Here is a 13,830-nt window from a genome sequence, read left to right as displayed (position 1 = left end):
AGCGGCCGGTTCGGCGCCCCGATTAGCCGCGATGAGCTGCAAAGCAGCTCCACGTGACACGACCCCCGCTTGACTGATTGGCATTAGGGCTCGACCAGGCTTTCACCTGGTCGAGCTCGACGCGTGCCTTGCCGTTATTGCTTTTCCAGCACCCAGCGACGTTCGCCTGCCGCCAATTGCGGCATTTCGTTGGGTTGCGCGCGGTTCACGGCCTGGAAGATTTCCAGGGTCTTGCCGTCGCGTTTGAAGATCCACGGCGAGCCGCGCTGTTCGCGCTCCAGCCACAGGCTGTCGTTCTCGCCGCTCATGGTCGCGCAGTCGCCGGCCAGGCACAGCGCGTAGCGGTCCGGGCCCGGCAGGCCGGTGACCATGCCGTCGTCGCGGAACTGGGCGTAGTTGCCTTGCCCAGGACCTTCGACGATCTTCCAGTTGCCGCCCAGGTAGCCCTGGTACAGGGCCTTCTCGAACGCGCCGCCCAGCGGCGTGTTGGACGGTGCGCTGCTACGTTCGAACACCTGCTTGCCACCCAGTTTGCCGGGCGCCTGGACCAGCTCCTGGCCGTCCATGCTCAGCGATTCGCGCTGGCCGGCGTCGAAGGTGACCTGCCAATCGTTCTTGTCTGCCACCAAGTGGCCGTCGGCGGCTTCGAAACCGTTGCTCAGCGACGCCTTCTGTTGGTCGACATCGATTCGCCATTCCAGCACCGGGCCGTTTTCGGACAGGGCCTTGCGCAGGCTGGTGCCTTTGCTGGCCACGTTGATGGCGTGCTGGTTGATCCAGGTGCCCTTGAAGTCTTCGGGCTTGTGGCTGGCGCAGCCGCTCAGAACCAGGGCTGTCAGTGCGAGGGACAGGGCATGTTTCATGGTAGGGACCTTATTGCAGAGGGTGTGACGGACGCCGCGGCCCGTCAGCGGGGGCATCACTCGATGACGAGGATGGCGTCCATCTCGACCTGTGCGCCTTTGGGCAAGGCGGCCACGCCGATCGCGGCGCGGGCAGGGTAGGGCTGCTGGAAGTAGCGGCCCATCACTTCGTTGACGGTGGCGAAGTGGCTGAGGTCGGTGAGGAAGATGTTCAGCTTGACGATGTCCTTGAACGAGCCGCCGGCAGCTTCAGCCACCGACTTGAGGTTCTCGAACACTTGCACGGTCTGGGCTTCGAAGCCTTCGACCAGCTCCATGGTCTTGGGGTCGAGCGGAATCTGGCCTGACATGTAGACGGTGTTGCCGGCCTTGATCGCCTGGGAGTAGGTGCCGATGGCGGCTGGGGCCTTGTCGCTGGTGATGACAGTCTTGGTCATGATGACTCCTTGCGGTTGACGGACTACGCACGCATCCGGGTGATACGCACCACACCGGTCAAGGTACGCAGCTTCTTGATCACGCGGGCCAGGTGCACACGGTCGTGCACGCTGACCACCAGTTGGACCACGCTGATGCGACCGTCGCGCTCGTCCATGCTGATTTTCTCGATGTTGCCGTCGGCGGCGTTGACGCTGCTGGCCAGCAGGGCGATCAGGCCGCGCTGGTGCTCGAGCTCCACGCGCAGCTCGACATTGAATTCGCCAGTGACGTCCTTGGCCCAGGAAAGCTGCAGGCATTTCTCCGGGTTGTGGCGGATTTCGCTGATGTTGCCGCAGTCTTCCAGGTGCACGACCATGCCCTTGCCCGCCGACAGGTGGCCGACGATCGGATCGCCCGGAATCGGCGTGCAGCATCTGGCGTAGCTGAGCACCAGGCCCTCGGTGCCGCGGATGGCCAGTGGCCCTTCGGTCGCCGGCAGCGGCTCGCCTTCGCTGGAGACCAGGCGACGCGCGACCACGTAGGCCATGCGGTTGCCCAGGCCGATGTCTTCGAGCAGGTCTTCGAGCAGCTCCAGACGGTACTCGTCGAGGATCGGCTGGACGCGCTCGGGGGCGATCTGGTCCAGGCTGCTGTCGAAGCCGGTCAAGACCTTGTTCAGCAAGCGCTCGCCGAGGTTGATCGACTCGGAACGGCGCTGCTGTTTGAGAGCATGGCGGATGTGCGTGCGCGCCTTGCCGGTGACCACGAAGTTGAGCCAGGCCGGATTGGGCCGCGCGCCCGGCGCGCTGACGATCTCGACCGTGGAGCCGCTTTGCAGCGGTTCGGACAAGGGCGCCAGACGGCGGTTGATGCGGCAGGCGATGCAGCTGTTGCCCACGTCGGTGTGCACCGCGTAGGCGAAATCCACCGCCGTGGAGCCTTTGGGCAGCTCCATGATCCGGCCTTTGGGCGTGAAGACGTAGACCTCGTCCGGGAACAGGTCGATCTTGACGCTCTCGATGAACTCCAGGGAGTTGCCGGCGCGTTGCTGCAGTTCGAGGATGCCCTTGACCCACTGCCGGGCACGGGCATGGTTGCCCTTGGCCGGTTCGTCGCCGTTGGACTTGTACAGCCAATGGGCGGCGATGCCGTTGTTGGCCATCTCTTCCATCTCGCGGGTGCGGATCTGGATTTCGATGGGTACGCCATGCATGCCGAACAGCGTGGTGTGCAGCGACTGGTAGCCGTTGGCCTTGGGGATCGCGATGTAATCCTTGAAGCGCCCTGGCAACGGTTTGTACAGGTTGTGCACGGCGCCCAGCACGCGGTAGCAGGTGTCTACCTTGTCGACGACGATGCGGAAGGCATAGACGTCCATGATCTCGGTGAAGGCGCGGCGCTTGCCGCGCATCTTCTTGTAGATGCCGTAGAGGTGCTTCTGCCGGCCGCTGACCTCGCCTTCGATGCCGTCTTCGGCCAGGCAGTTGGCCAAGGAGTGCTCGATCTTGGCGACGATCTCCTTGCGATTGCCCCGCGCGCTCTTCACCGCGCGGTTGATCAGCGAGGAGCGCATGGGGTGCATGGCCTTGAAACCCAGGTCTTCGAATTCCACGCGCACGGTATGCATGCCCAGCCGGTTGGCGATGGGTGCGTAGATTTCCAGGGTTTCCTTGGCGATGCGCCGACGTTTCTCGCCCGACAGCACTTCCAGGGTGCGCATGTTGTGCAGGCGGTCGGCCAGCTTGACCAGGATCACGCGGATGTCGCGCGCCATGGCCATGGCCATCTTCTGGAAGTTCTCGGCCTGGGCTTCGGCCTTGGTCTCGAAGTTCATCTGGGTCAGCTTGCTGACCCCATCGACCAGCTCGGCGACGGTCTCGCCGAACTGCTGGCTGAGGGCTTCCTTGGCGATGCCGGTGTCTTCGATGACATCGTGCAGCATGGCGGCCATCAGGCTCTGATGGTCCATGTGCATTTCGGCGAGGATGTTCGCCACCGCGAGGGGGTGGGTCACATAGGGCTCGCCGCTGCGACGGCGTTGGCCGTCGTGGGCCTGCTCGGCATAGAAATAGGCGCGCCGGACCAGGTTGACCTGTTCGGGCCCAAGGTAGTTCGACAGCCGATCGGCGAGGGCGTCTATGCTCGGCATGGGTTCACCTCTGGCACAGCATTCGGCGTCGACCTGGCTTCAATCAGATAGCCTCGTTGGACTCGTCTTCGAAGGCGGCGAATACCGGGTCTTCGGTGACGATTTCTTCAGCGGCCAGGAATTCGTTGGTGATGATGCCTTCGGCGATTTCGCGCAGGGCGACGACGGTAGGCTTGTCGTTTTCCCACGCCACGCGTGGCTCTTTGCCACCGGTGGCCAGCTGGCGAGCGCGTTTGGTCGACAGCATGACCAGCTCGAAGCGGTTATCCACGTGTTCAAGGCAATCTTCTACGGTTACGCGGGCCATGGTGTTCCTCGGTAGCAAATACGGTGGGCGTGCCCAGGTTGGGCGGGCGGACTGGGTAGTTTAAAAAATCACCAGCCAATAGGGAAGCGCTGTTTTGCAGGGCGGTCTGCGTTGGTATGCGATGAACATCGGGGCGCTCGCCTAACGTTGCAAGGCCTCGCGCAGCCGTGGGGTCAGCTCTTCGAACAGCGTCTGCACCGAACGCAAGGCCCGGCAATCGGGGCGGGTCAGCAGCCATAGCTGGGTGTCGCAACCTGGCAACGGCCCGCTCAGGGCTTCGATGCCCGGCAGGGTCGGCACGGTGAAATCGGCCAGCGCCGCGACGCCCATGCCGCTGCTGACCAGTTGCGCCACGGTGGACATGCCGCTGCACTGGTAGCGCGGTATCAGGCTGGGGTGGTGCTGGTTGCGCCAGGCCACCGTGGGGTGGTCGGGCATCGAGTCGTCCGGCGTGATCCACGGCACCTGATGCACGCCTTGCGCCAAGGGTTCGCGCAGCTCCGGGCGACCGCACAGCACATACGAGGTCGAGCCCAGGCAGCGCCCCACCAGATGCTCCGGCGGCGCGTTGGTCAGGCGCAGGGCGATGTCGGCGTCGCGCCGGCTGAGGTTGGCGAAGGTATTGGAGGTGCCCAGTTCCAGCGACAGCGCCGGGTAGTTGGGCATGAAACTGGCCAGTGCCGGCAGCAGCAACCCGTGCAGCACCGCTTCGGTGCAGGTCAGGCGTACCGTGCCGCTGACCACCTGTTCGCCACTGGTCATAGCGATGCGCGCCGCCTGTAACGCCACCTCCGCGCGCTCGGCCTGCTCGGCCAGAGCCTGCGCCGTGTCGGTGGGCAGATAGCCCTTGCGGCTCTTGACGAACAGCGCGGTGCCCAGCGACGACTCCAGTCGCCTTATGGAGCGGAACACCGTCGAGACGTCGACTTTGAGCAGTTCCGCCGCCTTGGCCAGCGAGCGTCCGCGCTCCAGGGCCAGGACCAGGGAAAGGTCGGCATGGGTAATCTGATATTGCATGGATGCACGCTCTGCTTGCCTAAATGCCAGTGTCTGTTGCGCGGAGGCCATTTTATAGTGAAAGCGCATCCGGGAATCAATCGGCGGGCCACAGGCCCACGCCCCTCGACGGGCACTGAACAATAACAACACCCCGCGTCCTCCCCTTGTCGCATGTGCCGCTCGGCGTATTTCGCGACAGCCTGCGAATCGGAGGCCGTACGGCCATGACGGTGGTATCCCTTGTCTACGATTCTGTTCGCGTCAACCGCTGCGCGCCTCGCCCTGGCTCGCTGCCCTGGCCGCACCCCTCGTCCGCACGCTCTTTTTGTCGACTCGCCTTCACAGGCCGATCTGCATCATTACAATGACGCCCCCGGTGTGGGCCATGCCTGCGCGCCGCACTGCGACGCCGCGCAAGCCCCACGCCGCGCCGCACGCTGAGGCTGGTCGATGACCGTGCCAGCGTCGAGCCAGCAACTCCCGATACCCGAGCGCATGCCTGCACGCAGGGCCTGTGAAAACACTACCCATAGCAATGGCAGGGACTCATGAGCGACTACACACACGCCAATCGTCCTCCGGCTGCGTCCGGGCAAACCGTTGGCGCCACCGCTTCGTCGGGCAAAGGGCTGGCCAAGGGCAGCCTGGGCCTGCTGGCCAGTGTGGTGCTGGGCATTTCCACCATCGCGCCCGTCTACACCCTGACCGGCGCGCTCGGGCCGACCGTGCGCGAGGTCGGCGCGCATTTGCCCGCTGTGTTCATCGTCGGCTTTCTGCCGATGCTGCTGGTCGCCTTGGGCTACCGCGAACTCAACGCCGCCGAGCCCGACAGCGGCACCTCCTTCACCTGGTCGGCACGCGCCTTCGGGCCGATGATCGGCTGGATCGGCGGTTGGGGCCTGGTGGTGGCGACCACCATCGTGTTGTCGAACCTCGCCGGTGTGGCGGTGGACTTCTTCTACCTGTTCCTCGCCCAGATCACCGGCGAGCAGAGCCTGGCCGCGCTGGCGGACAACCTGCTGATCAACATCGGCACCTGTTGCGCCTTCATCGCCCTGGCGGTGTGGATCTGTTGCCGCGGCATGGGCACCACCATGACCGTGCAATACGGGCTGGTGGCCTTGCAGCTGCTGGTGCTGATCGGTTTCGCCTTCGCCGCCTTCGGCGAAACCACGGCGCCGCCACCGCTGGCGTTCGAGCTGTCGTGGTTCAACCCGTTCGGCGTCGAGAGCTTCTCGTCCTTCGCCGCCGGGTTGTCGCTGTCGATCTTCATCTTCTGGGGTTGGGACGTGTGCTTGACGGTCAGCGAGGAGTCCGTCGGTAGTGAGGAAGTGCCCGGCAAGGCCGCCACCTGGACGGTGCTGCTGATCCTCTGCCTGTACCTGCTGACCGGCATCGCCACCCTGCAGTTCGCCGGCATCAGCGAGGTCGGTCTGGGCCTGGGCAATCCGCGCATTCAGGAGAACGTCTTCGCCCACTTGGCCGGCCCGGTCATGGGGCCGCTGGCGATCATGATGTCGGTAGCGGTGCTGGCCAGTACCGCCGCCTCGCTGCAGTCGACTTTCGTATCGCCTGCGCGCACCTTGCTGGCCATGGGTTACTACGGCGCCGTGCCGCGGCGTTTCGCCAAGGTCTGCCCGCGCTCGCAGACGCCACGCTATGCGACCATCTGCGCCGGCGTCGCGGCGGCGGTGTTCTACGTCACCATGCGCAGCCTGAGCGAGAACGTGCTGGCCGACACCATCACCGCGCTGGGCATGATGATCTGCTTCTACTATTCGCTGACGGCCTTCGCCTGCGTCTGGTATTTCCGCCGCAGCCTGTTCAGCAGCGTGCGGCACTTCGTGATGCGCGGCCTCTGCCCGTTGCTGGGCGGCGCCATCCTCTCGGTGATTTTCGTGCGCACGGCCATCGACAGCGCTTCGCCGGACTTCGGCAGCGGCTCGCATGTGGGCGGCTTGGGGCTGGTATTCGTGATCGCGGCGATCATCTCGCTGCTGGGGATCGTGCTGATGGTGCTGTCGCGGTTGCGGGCACCGGCCTACTTCCTCGGCGCCACCTTGCGCCAGCAGGCGACGCTGCACCTGCCGGACTGAACGAGGGCTCTGGCGAGCCCTTCGTGTCTATCAGCTGACCAGTTGTTCGAGCAGCGCCCGGTGGCGCTGCTGCTGTTTGCGCAGGCATACGCGATTGGCCAGGAACACGGCCTTGAGCTGGTCAAGGGCGGTCTGGAAATCGTCGTTGATGATCAGGTAGTCGAATTCGTCGTAATGACGCATCTCGCTGACCGCTTCGCTCATGCGCCCGGCGATGATCGCTTCGCTGTCCTGGCCGCGGCCGTCCAGACGCTGGCGCAACGCCTCCTTGCTCGGCGGCAGAATGAAGATCGACAGCGCCTCGGGCATCAGCTTGCGCACCTGCTGCGCACCCTGCCAGTCGATTTCCAGGATCAGGTCGAAGCCTTCGTCCAGGGTCTGCTGCAAGGCACTGAGCGAGGTGCCGTAGAAGTTGCCGAACACTTCGGCATGCTCAAGGAAATCGCCTTGCTCGATCATCGAGCGGAAACGTGGTTGGTCGACGAAGTGGTAGTTCACCCCGTGCTGCTCGCCCGGGCGCATGGCGCGGGTGGTGTGCGAGACCGAGACACGAATGTTCGCGTCGCCGCTGCCAGGCGCGGTGAGTGCCGATACCAGGCTGGTCTTGCCGGCCCCGGAGGGGGCGGAAACGATATAGAGGGTGCCGCTGCTGTGGTTCATCGTGGGATGGCCTTACTCGATGTTCTGTACTTGTTCACGCATCTGTTCGATCAGCACCTTGAGGTTGACGGCCGCTTGCGTGCTGCGCGGGTCGAAGGCCTTGGAGCCGAGGGTGTTGGCTTCGCGGTTGAGTTCCTGCATCAGGAAATCCAGGCGCCGACCGGCCGCGCCGCCGGACTTGAGCACGCGGCGCACTTCGGTGATGTGGGTTTCGAGGCGGTCGAGCTCTTCGGCGACATCGCTTTTCTGCGCCAGCAGGACCATCTCCTGCTCAAGGCGCTGCGGGTCGAGCTCGGCCTGCATGTCGTGGAAGCGGTCGAGCACCTTTTGCCGTTGGGCGGCCAGCATCTGTGGCACCAGGGTGCGCAGGGTGGCGACCTCTTGGCCCATGGCGTCGAGCCGCTCGCCGATCAGGCGGGCCAGCTCCTGGCCTTCGCGCACGCGGCCTGCGAGCAGTTCCTTGAGCGCTTCGTCGAACAGGCCCAAAGCCTCGGCATTGAGCGCTTGCGGATCGCTGGCGTCGGCCACCAGCACGCCTGGCCAGGCCAACACTTCCAAGGGGTTGAGCGGAGCCGGCTGCTGGATCAGGCCGGCCACCGTTTCGGCGGCAGCGACCAGTTGCGCGGCGCGCTCGCGATCGACCTGTAGCGGCTTGCCGGCGGTTTCTTCGGCCAGGCGCAGGGTGCATTCGACCTTGCCGCGCGACAGTCCTTGGCGCAGGCCCTCGCGCACCGCGCCTTCGAGGTCGCGCAGGGCTTCGGGCAGGCGCAGGTGGGGTTCGAGGTAGCGGTGGTTGACCGAGCGCAGCTCCCAGGTCAGGGTGCCTTGGCTGCCGGCGCGCTCGACGCGAGCAAAAGCGGTCATGCTGTGCACCATGGGAAACGACCTCGCGAAGGGTAGGTGAAGGGGAAAGCGTTCGGGCTGCAAGGCGCGGGATTGTAGCGCAGTGCAGCAGTGGCGCCCAAGCGGCCCTTGGGGCGCCGCGACGGCCAGTCGAATCCGGCGTTGGCGGGGGGCAGGGTGGCGCGCCGCGACGATAGGCATGTCCCCATCGGGCGCGCATCCCTATAATGCTCGGCAGATTCGAACCCCGGTACAGGAACTCCAGATGAAACGTCCAAGTGGTCGCGCCGCCGACCAACTCCGCTCGATCCGCGTCACCCGCCACTACACCAAGCACGCCGAAGGATCGGTGCTGGTCGAGTTCGGCGACACCAAGGTGATCTGCACCGTCAGCGTCGAAAACGGCGTTCCGCGTTTCCTCAAGGGCCAGGGCCAAGGCTGGCTGACCGCCGAATACGGCATGCTGCCGCGTTCCACCGGCGAGCGTAACCAGCGCGAAGCCAGCCGTGGCAAGCAGGGCGGCCGCACTCTGGAAATCCAGCGCCTGATCGGCCGTTCGCTGCGCGCGGCGCTGGACATGAGCAAGCTCGGCGACATCACCCTGTACGTCGACTGCGACGTGATCCAGGCCGATGGCGGCACCCGCACCGCGTCGATCACCGGCGCCATGGTGGCCCTGGTCGATGCGCTGCGGGTGATCAAGAAGCGTGGCGGGCTCAAGGGCGGCGACCCGCTCAAGCACATGATCGCGGCCGTTTCCGTGGGCATGTACAAGGGCGAAGCGGTACTGGACCTCGACTACCTCGAAGACTCCGCCGCCGAAACCGACCTGAACGTGGTCATGACCAGTGCCGGCGGCTTCATCGAAGTCCAGGGCACCGCCGAAGGCGCGCCTTTCCAGCCGGAAGACTTCAACGCCATGCTGGCTTTGGCGCAGAAGGGCATGAACGAAATCTTCGAACTGCAGAAGGCCGCATTGGCCGACTGAGTCCTTCACGGACACGAAAAAGCCGACATCGCTGTCGGCTTTTTCGTGTCTGGGGCAACCTCAGGCGCCGACCTAGATGGTCAGCGTCCAGTCGTAGTCCACAATCAGTGGCGCGTGCTGCGAGAAGCGTGGCTGGCGCGGCAGACGTGCGCTGCGCACGAAACGGCGCAGGCCCGGCGTGAGCAGCTGATAGTCGAACCGGTAGCCCAGGTTGAGCATCTCGGCCTGCTCGTTGTCCGGCCACCAGCTGTACTGGTCGCCTTCGCGGCTGACTTCGCGCAGCGCATCCACATAGCCCATGTCGCCCACGATGGAATCGATCCAGGCGCGCTCGGGGGGCAGGAAACCGGGCGACTGTTGGCTGTCGCGCCAGTTCTTGATGTCCAACTTCTGCTGCGCCACATACAACGAGCCGCAATAGATATATTCGCGGCGCTTGCGCCGTTGCTTATCCAGGTACTTGCCGAAGTCGTCCATCAACTTGAACTTCTGGTTCAAGTCCGCGTCGCCGTTCATGCCCGAAGGCAAGAGCAGGCTGGCAATACTGACTTTGTCGAAATCCGCTTGCAGGTAACGTCCGTAGCGGTCGGCTGCCTCGAAACCCAGGCCGGTGATGACTGCCTTGGGCTGCATCCGCGAGTAGAGCGCCACACCCCCTTGGGCAGGCACCTCCGCGTCGCAGGCATAAAGGAAATAGCCATCGAGCTGGAAAGCTGGGTCGTCGAGTTCACAGGCCGAGGCGCGGGTGTCCTGCAGGCAGATGACGTCGGCATTCTGGGCTTGAAGCCAGCTGAGCAAACCACGCTCGGCAGCCGCCTGAATGCCATTGACGTTCACACTGATGATCCGCATAAATGGCCCCATAAATCTCGTGCGTGTATGATACCCGAGCTCAACCCATTTAGCTAAATCCGTAATATTCGGGACTTACATGCAACCGTATCAGCGTGACTTCATTCGTTTTGCCATCGATCGCGGTGTTCTGCGCTTCGGTGAGTTCACGTTGAAATCGGGGCGTACCAGCCCTTATTTCTTCAATGCCGGTCTGTTCAACAGCGGCTCCGCCCTGGCGCAACTGGGTCGTTGCTACGCTGCCGCCATCGTCGACAGCAAGATTTCCTTCGACGTGCTGTTCGGCCCCGCCTACAAAGGCATTCCGCTGGCAGCCGCCACGGCGGTGGCGCTGGCCGAGCAGCACCAGCTCGACGTGCCCTGGTGCTTCAACCGCAAGGAAGCCAAGGACCACGGCGAAGGCGGCAGCCTGGTCGGCGCGCCGCTGGCCGGTGACGTGCTGATCATCGACGACGTGATCACTGCCGGCACCGCCATTCGCGAAGTGATGCAGATCATTTCGGCGCAGAACGCCAAGCCTGCTGGCGTACTCATCGCCCTGAACCGCGAAGAGCGCGGCAACGGCGAGCTGTCGGCGATCCAGGAAGTGGAACGGGATTTCGCCATTCCCGTGGTCAGCATCGTGTCGCTGACCCAGGTGCTGGAGTTCCTGGCCGACGACCCGCAGCTCAAGCAGCATCTGCCGGCGGTGGAAGCCTACCGCGCGCGTTACGGCATCTGAGCCTGGCAATAAAAAGGCGACCCTCGGGCTAATGCCAGTCAGTTAAGCAACTGGGGCTGCTTCGCAGCCCATCGCGGCTAAAGCCGCTCCCACAAATAAGCGTAATCCTGTGGGAGCGGCCGGTTCGGCGCTCCGATTAGCCGCGATGGGCCGCAAAGCGGCCCTGATTAACTGGCTGGCATTTACCTTCGGGTCGCCTTTTTCATGCGCATACAGCGTCAGTCCGTGCCGTACTTCGGCGAGCGTGGTCCGTAGAGGATGCCGCCGTTGGGATGGGGCGAGAGCAGGCGCGCGCTGGTGATGCCGGCGATCGGGTAACCGGCGTCGTCCTGGGCGCTGCTGACGATCTGGTTGACCGCCGCCATGATCAGCATGCCGATCAGACCCTGGCTCTGCTGGTTTTCCGCGCTCGAAGCCGTCGCGCTGCCGGTCCACAAGGTCGAACCGGTCTTCAGGTCGACCAGTTTGGCGCTCGCCGTCACGGTGGTGGCGCTGCTGATCACCATGTAGCTCGTACCGTAGTCGCTCACCGTCACGTACAGGCCGGCGTCCGCGCCGAAGATCTCATGCAGCTTGCGGGGCTGCAACTGGTGGATGTCTTCGGGTTGGGTCATGCCGTTCTGGTTGAAGGTCTCGGCTACCAGGGCCACCGGCATGACGTAATAACCGGCCTCCGCCAGTGGATAAGTGACCTGCGACAGCATGCTGTAGGTGGCCTTGACGTCAGGCGACTGGTTCAGCGGTGGCAGCACCAGAATCGACTTGGGGCGGCTCTGTTTGTAGGCCGAATAGTCGACGCTCTGGCGCTCGGCGCAACCGGCGAACAGGGCCAGCACGCAGGCCCCCACGAGCCAACCGGCGATTCGCTTGATCATGGTTTGGCTCCTTTGCGGGCGTTGCTCAGCAGAAAGTCCATGTAGGCCGCCGACTCGGGGAACAGCGCCTTTTCCGTCACGAACTGCTGAACCATCTGATCGTCCTTGCCCAGCCCCGAATACAGCAGGCCCAGTTGTGCATGATAGCCCGGCGGCACGGCGCCGTTCTTGGCCTTGATCTTCTCCAGGTCGCGCTCCAGCGCCAGTGCCTGCTCTTCCTTGGACTGGCCGTTGAAGTACTGGTAGACCTGCGGTTGGTAGCTTTCCCACTGGTACAGCGGTTTGGGTGCATTGCAGCCGGCCAGCAGCAGGCCGGCCAGCACGAGGCCGGCGCCATTGCGCCAGGCCACGGGGGTGATGTTCATCGAAAGGCTTCCTTGTCGCAGCGCCGCTTACTGGGCGCGAGGGTTCCATTGGCCGTTGTCCACGGCCGTGACCAATTTGTTGACCGCTTCGCGCATGGCCAGGTCGAGCACCTTGCCGTTGAGCGTTGAGTCGTAGCTTGCAGTGCCGCCGAAGCCGACGATCTCGCGGTTCGACAGGGCGTACTCGCCTGCGCCCTGGGTGGAATAGACCACTTCCGAGGTGCTGATGTTGACGATGTTCAGGGCCACCTTGGCGTAGGCGATCTGGGTCTTGCCGCGGCCCAGGATGCCGAACAGCTGATGGTCGCCGACTTCCTTGCGGCCGAACTCGGTGACATCGCCGGTCACCACGTAGTCGGCACCGCGCAGGCGCTGGGCCTGGCCCTTGATCGACGCCTCCTGCTGCATTTCGCTCATGTTGTCGCGGTCCAGCACGCTGAAGCGGTTGGTCTGCTGCAAATGGGTGATGAGGATGGTCTTGGCCTGGCCGCCGAGGCGGTCGACACCGTCGGAGAAGATGCCCCGCATGTAGCTGGAGCGGTTGTCGAACTTGCCCACGGCGATGGGTGCGCGAACGCCGCTGTAAGGACGGTTGACGCTTTCGACCTGCTGTACGGCGACGGCGGTAGAGGTTTCGGTGGCGCAGCCAGCCAACGACCCGATAGCGATGGCGGCTGCCATCACGAGTCCATGTGATGCGTATTTCACGCTGTTTCTCCAGGGTTTACGAAGTGTGAGCCCCAGGCAGACCTGGGGCGTAGAGCGATTCAAGCGTCCAGCGCCTGCTGCTTGTTGGTGATCAACGTGCCGACCCCGCTGTCGGTGAAGATTTCCAGCAGCACGGCGTTGGGCACGCGGCCATCGACGATGTGCGAGGTGGTCACGCCGCCCTGCACGGCTTCCAGGGCGCATTTGATTTTTGGCAGCATGCCGCCGTAGATGGTGCCGTCGGCGATCAGCTCGTTGACCTGCTCGGTGGTAAGGCCCGTGAGCACCTTGCCTTGCTTGTCCATGAGGCCTGCGATGTTGGTCAGCAGCATCAGCTTCTCGGCTTGCAGCGCTTCGGCCACCTTGCCGGCGACCAGGTCGGCGTTGATGTTGTACGACTCGCCGTCGGCGCCCACGCCGATGGGGGCGATCACCGGGATGAAGTCGCCGCGCACCAGCATGTTCAGCAGCTCGGTGTTGACCCCGACCACTTCGCCGACGTGGCCGATGTCGATGATTTCCGGCGAGGTCATGTCCGGGGTCTGGCGGCTGACCTTGAGTTTCTTGGCGCGGATCAGCTCGGCGTCCTTGCCGGTCAGGCCGATGGCGCTGCCGCCATGGCGGTTGATTAGGTTGACGATGCTCTTGTTGACCTGCCCGCCGAGGACCATTTCCACCACGTCCATGGTCGCTGCGTCGGTCACGCGCATGCCGTCGATGAAGTGGCTCTCGATGGACAGACGTTTGAGCAGGTCGCCGATCTGCGGGCCGCCGCCGTGCACCACCACCGGATTGATGCCTACGGCCTTCATCAGCACGATGTCGCGGGCGAAGCCGGTTTTGAGCTCCTCGCTCTCCATCGCGTTGCCGCCGTACTTGATCACTAGGGTCTTGCCGACGAAACGGCGGATGTAGGGCAGCGCTTCGGACAATACCTTGGCGACTTGGGAAGCGGCATCGCGTTCGAGGGTCATGCGGGGCTCC

At 64.2% G+C, this 13,830-nt stretch carries 15 protein-coding genes; 3 read left to right on the top strand and 12 right to left on the bottom strand.

Annotated elements, in window-relative coordinates; genetic code table 11:
* Window positions 1-134: 134 nt before the first annotated feature.
* The 5 genes from ACSMEV_RS03310 to ACSMEV_RS03290 all read right to left on the bottom strand — a co-directional run bounded on the left by ACSMEV_RS03310 (window position 135) and on the right by ACSMEV_RS03290 (window position 4,756).
* Window positions 135-863 carry a putative periplasmic lipoprotein gene (locus ACSMEV_RS03310; RefSeq protein ID WP_459207242.1) on the bottom strand — a complete coding sequence of 243 codons (729 nt, stop codon included), beginning with the start codon at window positions 861-863 and terminating at the stop codon, window positions 135-137.
* A 56-nt stretch (window positions 864-919) separates the two neighbouring features.
* Window positions 920-1,300, bottom strand: a complete 381-nt coding sequence (locus ACSMEV_RS03305) for a RidA family protein (protein ID WP_296266918.1) — start codon at window positions 1,298-1,300, stop codon at window positions 920-922.
* A 23-nt stretch (window positions 1,301-1,323) separates the two neighbouring features.
* The gene (spoT, locus tag ACSMEV_RS03300) at window positions 1,324-3,432 is read right to left on the bottom strand and encodes a bifunctional GTP diphosphokinase/guanosine-3',5'-bis pyrophosphate 3'-pyrophosphohydrolase (RefSeq protein WP_296266916.1); all 2,109 of its coding nucleotides are present in this window, start codon (window positions 3,430-3,432) and stop codon (window positions 1,324-1,326) included.
* Between the two features lie 43 nt (window positions 3,433-3,475).
* Window positions 3,476-3,739, bottom strand: a complete 264-nt coding sequence (gene rpoZ / locus ACSMEV_RS03295) for a DNA-directed RNA polymerase subunit omega (protein WP_459207241.1) — start codon at window positions 3,737-3,739, stop codon at window positions 3,476-3,478.
* 141 nt (window positions 3,740-3,880) lie between these two features.
* Complete coding sequence (locus tag ACSMEV_RS03290) at window positions 3,881-4,756, bottom strand: LysR family transcriptional regulator (protein ID WP_459207240.1); 876 nt, start codon at window positions 4,754-4,756, stop codon at window positions 3,881-3,883.
* 530 nt (window positions 4,757-5,286) lie between these two features.
* Between ACSMEV_RS03290 and ACSMEV_RS03285 the strand changes: the two genes are divergently transcribed.
* On the top strand, window positions 5,287-6,834 hold the full coding sequence (locus ACSMEV_RS03285) for an APC family permease (RefSeq protein WP_459207239.1): 1,548 nt from the start codon (window positions 5,287-5,289) through the stop codon (window positions 6,832-6,834).
* A gap of 30 nt (window positions 6,835-6,864) precedes the next feature.
* Here ACSMEV_RS03285 and gmk read toward each other — a convergent pair whose 3' ends face one another.
* Entirely contained in the window at window positions 6,865-7,494 is a 630-nt protein-coding gene (gene gmk, locus ACSMEV_RS03280) for a guanylate kinase (RefSeq protein WP_459207238.1), read from the bottom strand.
* 12 nt (window positions 7,495-7,506) lie between these two features.
* The gene (locus ACSMEV_RS03275) at window positions 7,507-8,370 is read right to left on the bottom strand and encodes a YicC/YloC family endoribonuclease (RefSeq protein WP_459207237.1); all 864 of its coding nucleotides are present in this window, start codon (window positions 8,368-8,370) and stop codon (window positions 7,507-7,509) included.
* Between the two features lie 232 nt (window positions 8,371-8,602).
* On the opposite strand from ACSMEV_RS03275, the gene rph reads away from it, so the two are divergent.
* Entirely contained in the window at window positions 8,603-9,325 is a 723-nt protein-coding gene (gene rph, locus ACSMEV_RS03270) for a ribonuclease PH (protein WP_459207236.1), read from the top strand.
* Window positions 9,326-9,397: 72 nt separating this feature from the next.
* On the opposite strand, the gene ACSMEV_RS03265 is transcribed toward rph, so the two are convergent.
* Complete coding sequence (locus ACSMEV_RS03265; RefSeq protein WP_296266903.1) at window positions 9,398-10,177, bottom strand: exodeoxyribonuclease III; 780 nt, start codon at window positions 10,175-10,177, stop codon at window positions 9,398-9,400.
* Window positions 10,178-10,256: 79 nt separating this feature from the next.
* On the opposite strand from ACSMEV_RS03265, the gene pyrE reads away from it, so the two are divergent.
* A complete protein-coding gene (pyrE, locus tag ACSMEV_RS03260; protein ID WP_459207235.1) occupies window positions 10,257-10,898 on the top strand; it encodes an orotate phosphoribosyltransferase in 642 nt (213 codons plus the stop codon).
* Window positions 10,899-11,116: 218 nt separating this feature from the next.
* Here pyrE and ACSMEV_RS03255 read toward each other — a convergent pair whose 3' ends face one another.
* The 4 genes from ACSMEV_RS03255 to argB form a co-directional block, all read right to left on the bottom strand.
* Window positions 11,117-11,773, bottom strand: a complete 657-nt coding sequence (locus ACSMEV_RS03255) for a DUF799 domain-containing protein (protein WP_459207234.1) — start codon at window positions 11,771-11,773, stop codon at window positions 11,117-11,119.
* Entirely contained in the window at window positions 11,770-12,138 is a 369-nt protein-coding gene (locus tag ACSMEV_RS03250; RefSeq protein WP_459207233.1) for a DUF4810 domain-containing protein, read from the bottom strand. Before ACSMEV_RS03250 ends, ACSMEV_RS03255 begins: the two co-directional genes overlap by 4 nt.
* A 27-nt stretch (window positions 12,139-12,165) precedes the next feature.
* Window positions 12,166-12,819, bottom strand: coding sequence for a CsgG/HfaB family protein (locus ACSMEV_RS03245; protein WP_459207232.1), 654 nt, complete (start codon window positions 12,817-12,819; stop codon window positions 12,166-12,168).
* Between the two features lie 86 nt (window positions 12,820-12,905).
* Complete coding sequence (gene argB, locus ACSMEV_RS03240) at window positions 12,906-13,820, bottom strand: acetylglutamate kinase (protein ID WP_459207231.1); 915 nt, start codon at window positions 13,818-13,820, stop codon at window positions 12,906-12,908.
* Window positions 13,821-13,830 lie beyond the last annotated feature (10 nt).

It is taken from the genome of Pseudomonas sp. MLB6B (assembly GCF_054508135.1).
The sequence above is the reverse complement of the archived record's forward strand: the minus strand, read 5'-3'. Positions and strand labels throughout refer to the sequence as shown.

Coding starts and splice junctions, on each gene's coding strand:
- ACSMEV_RS03310 (WP_459207242.1), bottom strand. CDS start 863: ATGAAACATGCCCTGTCCCTCGCACTGACAGCCCTGGTTCTGAGCGGC.
- ACSMEV_RS03305 (WP_296266918.1), bottom strand. CDS start 1,300: ATGACCAAGACTGTCATCACCAGCGACAAGGCCCCAGCCGCCATCGGC.
- spoT (WP_296266916.1), bottom strand. CDS start 3,432: ATGCCGAGCATAGACGCCCTCGCCGATCGGCTGTCGAACTACCTTGGG.
- rpoZ (WP_459207241.1), bottom strand. CDS start 3,739: ATGGCCCGCGTAACCGTAGAAGATTGCCTTGAACACGTGGATAACCGC.
- ACSMEV_RS03290 (WP_459207240.1), bottom strand. CDS start 4,756: ATGCAATATCAGATTACCCATGCCGACCTTTCCCTGGTCCTGGCCCTG.
- ACSMEV_RS03285 (WP_459207239.1), top strand. CDS start 5,287: ATGAGCGACTACACACACGCCAATCGTCCTCCGGCTGCGTCCGGGCAA.
- gmk (WP_459207238.1), bottom strand. CDS start 7,494: ATGAACCACAGCAGCGGCACCCTCTATATCGTTTCCGCCCCCTCCGGG.
- ACSMEV_RS03275 (WP_459207237.1), bottom strand. CDS start 8,370: ATGGTGCACAGCATGACCGCTTTTGCTCGCGTCGAGCGCGCCGGCAGC.
- rph (WP_459207236.1), top strand. CDS start 8,603: ATGAAACGTCCAAGTGGTCGCGCCGCCGACCAACTCCGCTCGATCCGC.
- ACSMEV_RS03265 (WP_296266903.1), bottom strand. CDS start 10,177: ATGCGGATCATCAGTGTGAACGTCAATGGCATTCAGGCGGCTGCCGAG.
- pyrE (WP_459207235.1), top strand. CDS start 10,257: ATGCAACCGTATCAGCGTGACTTCATTCGTTTTGCCATCGATCGCGGT.
- ACSMEV_RS03255 (WP_459207234.1), bottom strand. CDS start 11,773: ATGATCAAGCGAATCGCCGGTTGGCTCGTGGGGGCCTGCGTGCTGGCC.
- ACSMEV_RS03250 (WP_459207233.1), bottom strand. CDS start 12,138: ATGAACATCACCCCCGTGGCCTGGCGCAATGGCGCCGGCCTCGTGCTG.
- ACSMEV_RS03245 (WP_459207232.1), bottom strand. CDS start 12,819: ATGGCAGCCGCCATCGCTATCGGGTCGTTGGCTGGCTGCGCCACCGAA.
- argB (WP_459207231.1), bottom strand. CDS start 13,820: ATGACCCTCGAACGCGATGCCGCTTCCCAAGTCGCCAAGGTATTGTCC.